This window comes from Nocardia sp. NPDC004722 (assembly GCF_053601505.1).
Genome location: NZ_JBSGBY010000411.1, coordinates 1 through 7755 on the forward strand (window position 1 = coordinate 1; position 7755 = coordinate 7755).

At 67.9% G+C, this 7755-nt stretch carries 7 protein-coding genes; 6 read left to right on the forward strand and 1 reads right to left on the reverse strand.

Going from position 1 to position 7755, the window contains the following annotated elements; genetic code table 11:
• Both ACWELQ_RS31375 and ACWELQ_RS31380 read left to right on the forward strand, forming a co-directional pair.
• On the forward strand, positions 1–903 hold a 903-nt coding region (locus ACWELQ_RS31375; protein WP_452400647.1), incomplete at its 5' end, for a helix-turn-helix transcriptional regulator.
• A 123-nt stretch (positions 904–1026) separates the two neighbouring features.
• Positions 1027–1599 carry a hypothetical protein gene (locus ACWELQ_RS31380; RefSeq protein ID WP_452400648.1) on the forward strand — a complete coding sequence of 191 codons (573 nt, stop codon included), beginning with the start codon at positions 1027–1029 and terminating at the stop codon, positions 1597–1599.
• A gap of 70 nt (positions 1600–1669) precedes the next feature.
• Here ACWELQ_RS31380 and ACWELQ_RS31385 read toward each other — a convergent pair whose 3' ends face one another.
• Positions 1670–2383, reverse strand: a complete 714-nt coding sequence (locus ACWELQ_RS31385; protein WP_452400649.1) for a sensor domain-containing protein — start codon at positions 2381–2383, stop codon at positions 1670–1672.
• A 182-nt stretch (positions 2384–2565) separates the two neighbouring features.
• Between ACWELQ_RS31385 and ACWELQ_RS31390 the strand changes: the two genes are divergently transcribed.
• The 4 genes from ACWELQ_RS31390 to ACWELQ_RS31405 all read left to right on the forward strand — a co-directional run.
• Positions 2566–3519, forward strand: a complete 954-nt coding sequence (locus tag ACWELQ_RS31390) for a proteasome assembly chaperone family protein (RefSeq protein ID WP_452400650.1) — start codon at positions 2566–2568, stop codon at positions 3517–3519.
• A 46-nt stretch (positions 3520–3565) separates the two neighbouring features.
• The gene (locus tag ACWELQ_RS31395) at positions 3566–6076 is read left to right on the forward strand and encodes a DEAD/DEAH box helicase (protein WP_452400651.1); all 2511 of its coding nucleotides are present in this window, start codon (positions 3566–3568) and stop codon (positions 6074–6076) included.
• Between the two features lie 261 nt (positions 6077–6337).
• The gene (locus ACWELQ_RS31400) at positions 6338–7438 is read left to right on the forward strand and encodes a type III PLP-dependent enzyme (protein ID WP_452400653.1); all 1101 of its coding nucleotides are present in this window, start codon (positions 6338–6340) and stop codon (positions 7436–7438) included.
• A gap of 13 nt (positions 7439–7451) precedes the next feature.
• Positions 7452–7755, forward strand: a 304-nt coding sequence (locus ACWELQ_RS31405) for an S-adenosylmethionine decarboxylase (RefSeq protein WP_452400652.1), incomplete at its 3' end; no start/stop codon positions are given.

Below are 7755 nucleotides of genomic sequence, written 5' to 3' on the forward strand. Positions count from 1 at the left end.
GGCCGGGTGACCGCGGCCGCGGTCGCGGCCGAGCTCGAGGTGTCGGTGGCGACGGCGCGGCGCGATCTGGAAGCCCTGTCGGCGGCCGGGATTCCGGTCTATCCGCAGCCGGGACGCGGCGGCGGCTGGGCGCTGGTCGGCGGCGCGCGCACGGATCTCAGCGGGCTCACCGCCGACGAGGCGCAGGCGCTGTTCCTGCTGCTGGGCCCGGTGGCCACCGCCACTCCGGCGACCAAGTCGGCGCTGCGGAAGCTGTTGCGCGCCTTGCCGCAGACCTTCCGCACCGAGGCCGAGGCCGCTGCGGGCGCGATCGTGGTGGACCCGGCACGCTGGGGCGAGGCCGAGGCCGAAGCGCCCGAACGGGTCACCGAGCTACAGCGAGCAGTGGTGCGCCGCCGCCGGATCCGGCTCGACTACGACCGGGCCGGGCAGCACACCTCGCGCCTCGTGGACCCCTGGGGTCTGGTCGACAAAGACGGCATCTGGTACCTGGTGGCCGGAACCGAACGAGGACAGCGGACCTTCCGGGTGGATCGGATCGCGGCGATCGAGCCGACCGACGAGATCGCCCACCGGCCCGAGGATTTCGACCTGTCGACGGCCTGGTCGGAGGTGGTGGAGGAGGTCGAACGGCATCGATCCACACTGTCGGCGACCGTGCTGGTACCGGAGTCGCTCGCGCCGGTGCTGCGCCACCAGCAGGGGCGGCACTGCGTTCTGGAGGGTCCGGCCGGAGACGGCCGGGTACAGGCCCGCATCACCGCGCCGACTGCGCTGATGATCGCCCAGCAGTTGGCGGGCTGGGGCGCGGCGGTCGAAGTGGTGGAGCCGGAGTCGGTGCGGGCCGAACTCGCGCGGCTCGGCGCGGAGCTCCTGCGCCGCTACGCGATTACCGGGCGGTAACCGCTGCCCGGTTATGCGATAATCGAATCATGTTGCAGCAGTTGCGATTTCGTGAAATTCACGGGTCCGGCACTGTTACAGTCCGCCCGGCGCGACCCCTTCAACGCGCCGAGAGGATTCCCGATGAGTAACCCGAACTATCGAACGCTTCGACGGCCCGCCGCCGGCGCGGGTGCGGCCGCCGCACTCGCCGTGCTGGCCGGACCGATGCTGGCCGGTCCGGCCGCCGCATCCATCGCCGGTGTCAGCGTCGCCGGCCTCACCAGCGACAAGGTCTGCTCGGTCGCCAACGGCTGCACCATCCAGGCGGAGCTCAGCGGCGCCGATCAGCTGAACCCGGTCGATTTCCTGGTCAACGGCACCGTGATCGGCACGCTCACCCCGACCTCGTTCGGGAACGGCGCCGCCGCGAATCTGCCGTGGCACCCGGACGCCGACGGCACCTACACCGTCGGCGTCCGGCAGGGTCTCTCCTCGAGCTCCATCGTCTACGTGGTCGGCAAGGGCGGCGCGTGCCCGCCGGTCTCCTCGCTGTTCCCGGGTTCGTCGAGCGGCGGTTCGTCCAACAGCGGCTCGGCGGGCAGTGGCTCCGCGGGCAGCGGCTCCGCCGGAAGCGGTTCCGCGGGCAGTGGTTCGGCCAGCGGTTCGGGCAACGGCTCTTCCTCGGGTTCGAATACCCCGCTGCCGGTCTGCTGATCGGGCACGGGAGCCGAGAACACGGGCAGGGGTCGGCTCCCCTCCCCCGGTGCGCGAATCCGCCGCGGGCTCAGCCCTTGCGGACCTTACGCAGCGCGGTGTTGAACAGGGTGTCGAGGCCCTCACTGTCGGAGGCGGACACCGATGTCATGTAGGTCACCGAGATTCGCACATCGCCGATCTGGCCGATCAGGCTCTGCATGGTGCGGGTCAGGCCGGTCTGACTGTGCTCGGTCCCGATCGTGCGCTCGAGGGCGAGCGTGTCGTCGGCATTGGCGGGCGGCGCCGGATTCAGCCGGGTGGTCACCACCGAGGTGACCCCGCTGTGGCCGAGCCGCACGGTCCCGCACTGCTGCAACTGATCTCGCAGGGCGGACAGCGGCTTGTCGGATCGGGTGAGCACCACGGTGAGCGTCGCGGGCGTGTTGTCATCGCTGCCGACCGCGACGGCCGGACCCGCGCTCGGTGTCGTGGGCACACAACCGCTCGGATCCACCTGTGCCCCCGGCAGATAGCCGTTCATATCGTCGGCCGCCTGCTTGGCGGTGTCGGCGGGCAGCGCCATCGCGGTGTAGCGCGACGGGAATTGCGAAGGGTCCGGCAGCAGTTTGGCCAGTCCGCCATCGGCACTCGCCAGAGGCGTGACCGGATTGCGCGCCGCGATCGGATGACCCGACACGGAACTGGAGCATCCAGCCAGCAGGCCGCCCACCAACAAGAACCCCACGGCCGGTGCGGACCTGCGTTGCCAGCGGCGCGTGGGGATTCGGTAGGGCGCGGTCACGCTGTCCACTATGCCGAAAATCGGCTGTTCACACCGATTGCCACGCCGCTCGGGGCCAGGTCGGGAATGCGTGTCACGCTTCGGCGTGTTGCACCCCGGGTGCGGGTGGTGCACACCTGTCATGCCCATGAGGGACAATGAGAGTTGGTCGCGCAAGTGGGCCACGCAGGAAGGAGCAAGCGATGGACTACGAGTCGCGAATGTACGAGCTGGAATTCCCGGCTCCGCAGTTGTCGTCCGACGACGGCTCGGGTCCGGTTCTGGTGCACGGCCTCGAGGGCTTCACCGATGCCGGACATGCGGTGCGCCTGGCCACCACGCATCTGAAGGAAAGCCTGGAGCACGAACTGGTCGCCTCGTTCGATATGGACGAGCTGCTCGACTACCGCTCCCGGCGTCCGCTCATGACCTTCAAGACCGATCACTTCTCCGACTACACCGAGCCGGAACTGAGCCTGTGGGCGCTCAAGGACACCGCCGGTACCCCGTTCCTGCTGCTGGCCGGGCTCGAACCGGACCTGCGCTGGGAGAAGTTCGTCACCGCGGTGCGGCTGCTGTCCGAGCAGCTGGGTGTGCGCCGCACCATCGGACTCTCCGCGATTCCCATGGCGATTCCGCACACCCGCCCCCTCGGCGTCACCGCGCACGCCTCGGATTCCGATCTGATCGGTGACCATCAGCGCTGGCCGGGCGAGTTGCAGGTGCCGGGCAGCGCGTCCTCGCTGCTGGAGTACCGGATGGCCCAGCACGGGCACGAGTCGGTCGGCTTCTCGGTGCACGTGCCGCACTACCTCACCCAGACCGCCTACCCCGAGGCCGCGCAGACGCTGCTGGAGAACGTGGCCGAGAACGCGGGCCTCGAACTCCCGCTGGCCGCGCTCACCGACGCCGCCGCGCGGGTGCGCGAACAGGTCAACGAGCACATCGCGGGCAACTCCGAGGTGGAGACCGTTGTGCAAGCGCTGGAACGCCAGTACGACAGCTTCGTCACCGCGCAGGAACGCCAGTCCAGCCTGCTGGCCAGCGACCAGGAACTGCCCACCGGCGACGAGCTCGGTGCGGAGTTCGAACGCTTCCTCGCCGAGCAGGCCGGGTTCACCGAAGGCGACGGGCCGGAGAACCCGCCGCTGCGGTAGAGGTCGTTAGCGGGTTTCGCGCCAACTCCCGGTAACGTGGGGCGACGTGCAGCTGTCCGAATTGGTTCCCGACCGTGCCGTATCCGACGTGGACCCGGATTGGTTGTACGAGACCTTCGCCGACTGGGCGAGTTCGCAGGGCCTGAGCCTGTATCCGGCGCAGGAAGAGGCGCTGCTGGAACTGGTGACCGGGTCCAATGTCATCCTCAACACCCCGACCGGGTCCGGTAAGTCGCTGGTCGCCCTGGGCGCGCACTTCGCGGCGCTGAACAAGGGCGAGCGCAGCTACTACACCGCACCGATCAAGGCGCTGGTGAGCGAGAAGTTCTTCGCGCTGTGCGAGGTCTTCGGTGCCGACCGGGTCGGCATGGTGACCGGCGACGCCGCGGTGAACCCGGACGCGCCCATCATCTGCGCGACCGCGGAGATCCTGGCGAATCTGGCGTTGCGCGAGGGCGCTTCGGCCAATGTCGGCCAGGTCATCATGGACGAGTTCCACTATTACGCCGACCCGGATCGCGGCTGGGCGTGGCAGGTGCCGCTGATCGAACTGCCCGGCGCGCAATTCCTGCTCATGTCGGCCACGCTCGGCGAGGTCGACTTCTTCGCCGAGGACCTGACCAAGCGCACCGGACGCGAGACGGCCGTCGTGTCGGGCTCGGAACGGCCGGTGCCGCTGAGCTTCTCGTATGTGCGCACCCCGATCACCGAGACGCTCGAGGATCTGGTCACCACCAGCCTCGCGCCGGTGTACGTCGTGCATTTCACCCAGGCCGCCGCCATGGAGCGGGCGCAGGCGCTGATGAGCGTGAACATGTCGTCCAAGGCCGAGAAGGACGCGATCGCCGCGGCCATCGGCGAATTCCGTTTCGCCACCGGCTTCGGCAAGACGCTGTCGCGGTTCATCCGCCACGGCATCGGGGTGCACCACGCGGGCATGCTGCCCAAATACCGGCGACTGGTGGAGAAGCTGGCGCAGGACGGGCTGCTGAAGGTGGTGTGCGGCACCGACACTCTCGGCGTCGGCATCAACGTGCCGATCCGCACCGTGCTGCTGACCGGGCTCACCAAATACGACGGCGTGCGCACGCGGCGGCTCAATGCCCGTGAGTTCCACCAGATTTCGGGCCGCGCCGGGCGCGCGGGCTACGACACGCTCGGCACGGTCGTGGTGCAGGCCCCCGAGCACGAGGTGGAGAACGCGCGGCTGATCGCCAAGGCGGGCGATGATCCCAAGAAGCTCAAGAAGGTCGTCAAGCGCAAGCCGCCCGAGGGTTTCGTGTCCTGGTCGGAGGACACCTTCGACCGGCTGGTGGCGGCCTCGCCCGAGCCGATGATGTCGCGCTTCAACGTCACCAACTCGATGCTGCTGAATGTGATCGCGCGCAAGGGCAATTGCTTCTACGCCATGCGGCATCTGCTCGAGGAGAACCACGAGCCGCGCGCGGCGCAGCGCAAGCACATCCTCAAGGCGATCCGGTTGTACCGGGCGCTGCGGGACGCGGGCGTGGTGCAGCAGCTCGACGAACCCGACCAGTACGGACGTCATGCCCGGCTGATGGTCGATCTGCAGCGCGATTTCGCGCTGGATCAACCACTCTCGCCCTTCGCGCTGGCGGCGCTGGAGCTGCTGGACAAGGAGTCGCTGACCTACACCCTCGATGTGATCTCGCTCATAGAGTCCACGTTGGAGGATCCGCGGCAGCTGCTCATGGCGCAGCAGCACAAGGCGCGTGGCGAGGCGGTCGCGGAGATGAAGGCCGACGGCATCGAATACGAGGAGCGAATGGAGCTCCTCGAAGAGGTCACCTGGCCCAAGCCGCTGGCCGCCGAGCTCATCGAGCCCGCGTTCGAGACCTACAAGGCCGGACACCCCTGGGTGTCGGAGTTCGAGCCGTCGCCGAAGTCGGTGGTGCGCGAAATGGTCGAAAGGTCCATGACCTTCGCCGAATTGGTGTCCGGTTACGAGCTGGCCCGCTCCGAGGGCGTGGTGCTGCGCTATCTGGCCGACGCCTACCGGGCATTGCGGCGCACGGTGCCCGAGCAGGCCCGTACCGAGGAGCTCGACGACATCACCGAGTGGCTCGGCGAGCTCATCCGCCAGGTCGACTCCAGCCTGCTCGACGAGTGGGAGCAGCTCACCAATCCGGGTGCGGAGGCCGATGACCAGCAGGTTGCCTTCGGCGCGGAGACGGTGCGTCCGATTACCGCCAACGAGCGTTCCTTCCGAGTGCTGGTGCGCAACGCCATGTTCCGCCGCGTGGACCTGGCCGCGCTGCACCGCTGGGAGGCGCTCGCGGAGCTGGGCGACGAGCTGGACTGGGAGGCCGAGATGGCCCCCTATTTCGACGAGTACGCCACCATCGGGACCGGTCCGAATGCCCGGGGTCCGAAGCTGTTCCAGATCGAGCAACGGCCCGGCTTCTGGCATGTGCGCCAGGTGCTCGACGATCCCAACGGCGATCACGGGTGGTCCATCGACGGCGTGGTGGACCTGTCGGAGTCGGACGCGGCGGGTGAAGTGGTGTTCGACGACGTGTCGGTCAGCGCCGGCTGAGCACACCCCGTCAAGGATCGATTCACAGTCTGTTAAGGATTCGTTCACACTCTCGGCGGGGGTTGCCCGGCGACGTCGTCACGTCACACTCTCGTAAGGCGTCGCGCACCGCCGCCGAGGCCCGGCGGCTATAGCGTGATGTAGTCGACCCAGCACCGGTTCGTTTTCCGAGGCCCAACGCTGCTATTCTCGCGCACTGTTGCCGAATTCCGGCTCGCCCACCGAACCACGGAGAGTTCCCTTAGATTGACCGATCGAAACCTGCCCGAGTCGCCCCGTCTGGTCATCGACCTGGACCGGGTCCGCGCGAACTACCGCGCACTGCATGCCGCGCTACCTACAGCGCGAATTCGGTTCGCCGTCAAGGCGAGTCCGTTGCCGGAGATCATCCGGCTACTGAACGACGAGGGCGCGGAGTTCGACGTCGCCAGCGTGGGCGAGATCGAGCTCTGCCTTCAGCAGGGCGTCGATCCGGCCGTCATGTGCTACGGCAATCCGATCAAGAAGGCCGCGCAGATCGCCACCGCCTACGCGGCCGGCGTGCGCCGCTACGCCTTCGACACCGAGGACGACCTCGAGCGCATCGCCGAGCACGCGCCGGGCTCCGAGGTGGAGTGCCGGTTCCTGTCCTCGGCGCCGCAGTCGCAGACGCCGTTCGGCACCAAGTTCGGCTGCGCGCCCGGTGAGGCCACCCGCCTGCTGGTGCGCGCTCGCGATCTGGGCCTGGTCGTCGTGGGACCCTATTTCCACGTCGGCTCGCAGCAGCTGGACCCGAAGGCCTGGGGCATCGGGATCGAGCAGGCGGGGGCTATCGCGGAAGCGTTGGCGGTCAAGGACATTCCGGTCACGGCGGTGAATATCGGTGGGGGACTGCCGATTTCGTACGTCGATCCGGCTCCCGGACTCGCGGAGCTGGGCGCGGCCATCGCCGAATCGGCGAGCCGCTATCTCCCGGAACACACCGCGCTCGTCGTGGAACCCGGTCGCGCCCTGGTGGGCAACACCGGCGTGATCCACGCCGAAGTGGTGAATGTTCGTGTAGCGCCGGACGGGCGGCGCTGGGTATACCTCGATATCGGCCGCTACAACGGCATGGCCGAAACCGAGAACGAGTACATCGCCTACCGATTCCAAACCGATCGGGACACGGATCCGAAGGACGAAGCTGTCGTAGCCGGTCCTACGTGTGACGGCGACGATGTACTCTATCAACGCACGCGTGTCCTCCTCCCGACCACGTTGCGAGCCGGCGATTCGATTCGAATCCTCGAGACCGGCGCCTATACGGCGAGCTATTCGTCGGTGTCCTTCAACGGTTTTCCGCCACTGACAGTCCATGTCACTGGCGCTGAGCGAGAGTGAGTTTTAGCCAATGATCACGGCAGAATTCACCGGCTGGCATGTGCTGGCCGAGTTCGGTGGTGTCGACGCCAACCTCTGCGACGACCTCGAACGACTCGAAACCGCGCTTCGAAAATCGTTGGTCGCCGCGGGGGTGACCATCTGCGATGTCGTGCGCAAGAAGTTCGAGCCGCAGGGTGTCACCATCCTGGCCCTCCTGGCCGAGTCGCACGCCTCGATCCAGGCGCAGACCATGCGGCTGCTCGCCGATCCACGCACCACGCCCGGCGAGCTCTCGCGGCCCGGGCATGTGTTCCCACTGCGCGCGAATGCCCGTG

Excerpts from the sequence above, each read along its gene's own strand:
- ACWELQ_RS31380 (WP_452400648.1), top strand. The coding sequence starts at position 1,027 with ATGAGTAACCCGAACTATCGAACGCTTCGACGGCCCGCCGCCGGCGCG.
- ACWELQ_RS31390 (WP_452400650.1), top strand. The coding sequence starts at position 2,566 with ATGGACTACGAGTCGCGAATGTACGAGCTGGAATTCCCGGCTCCGCAG.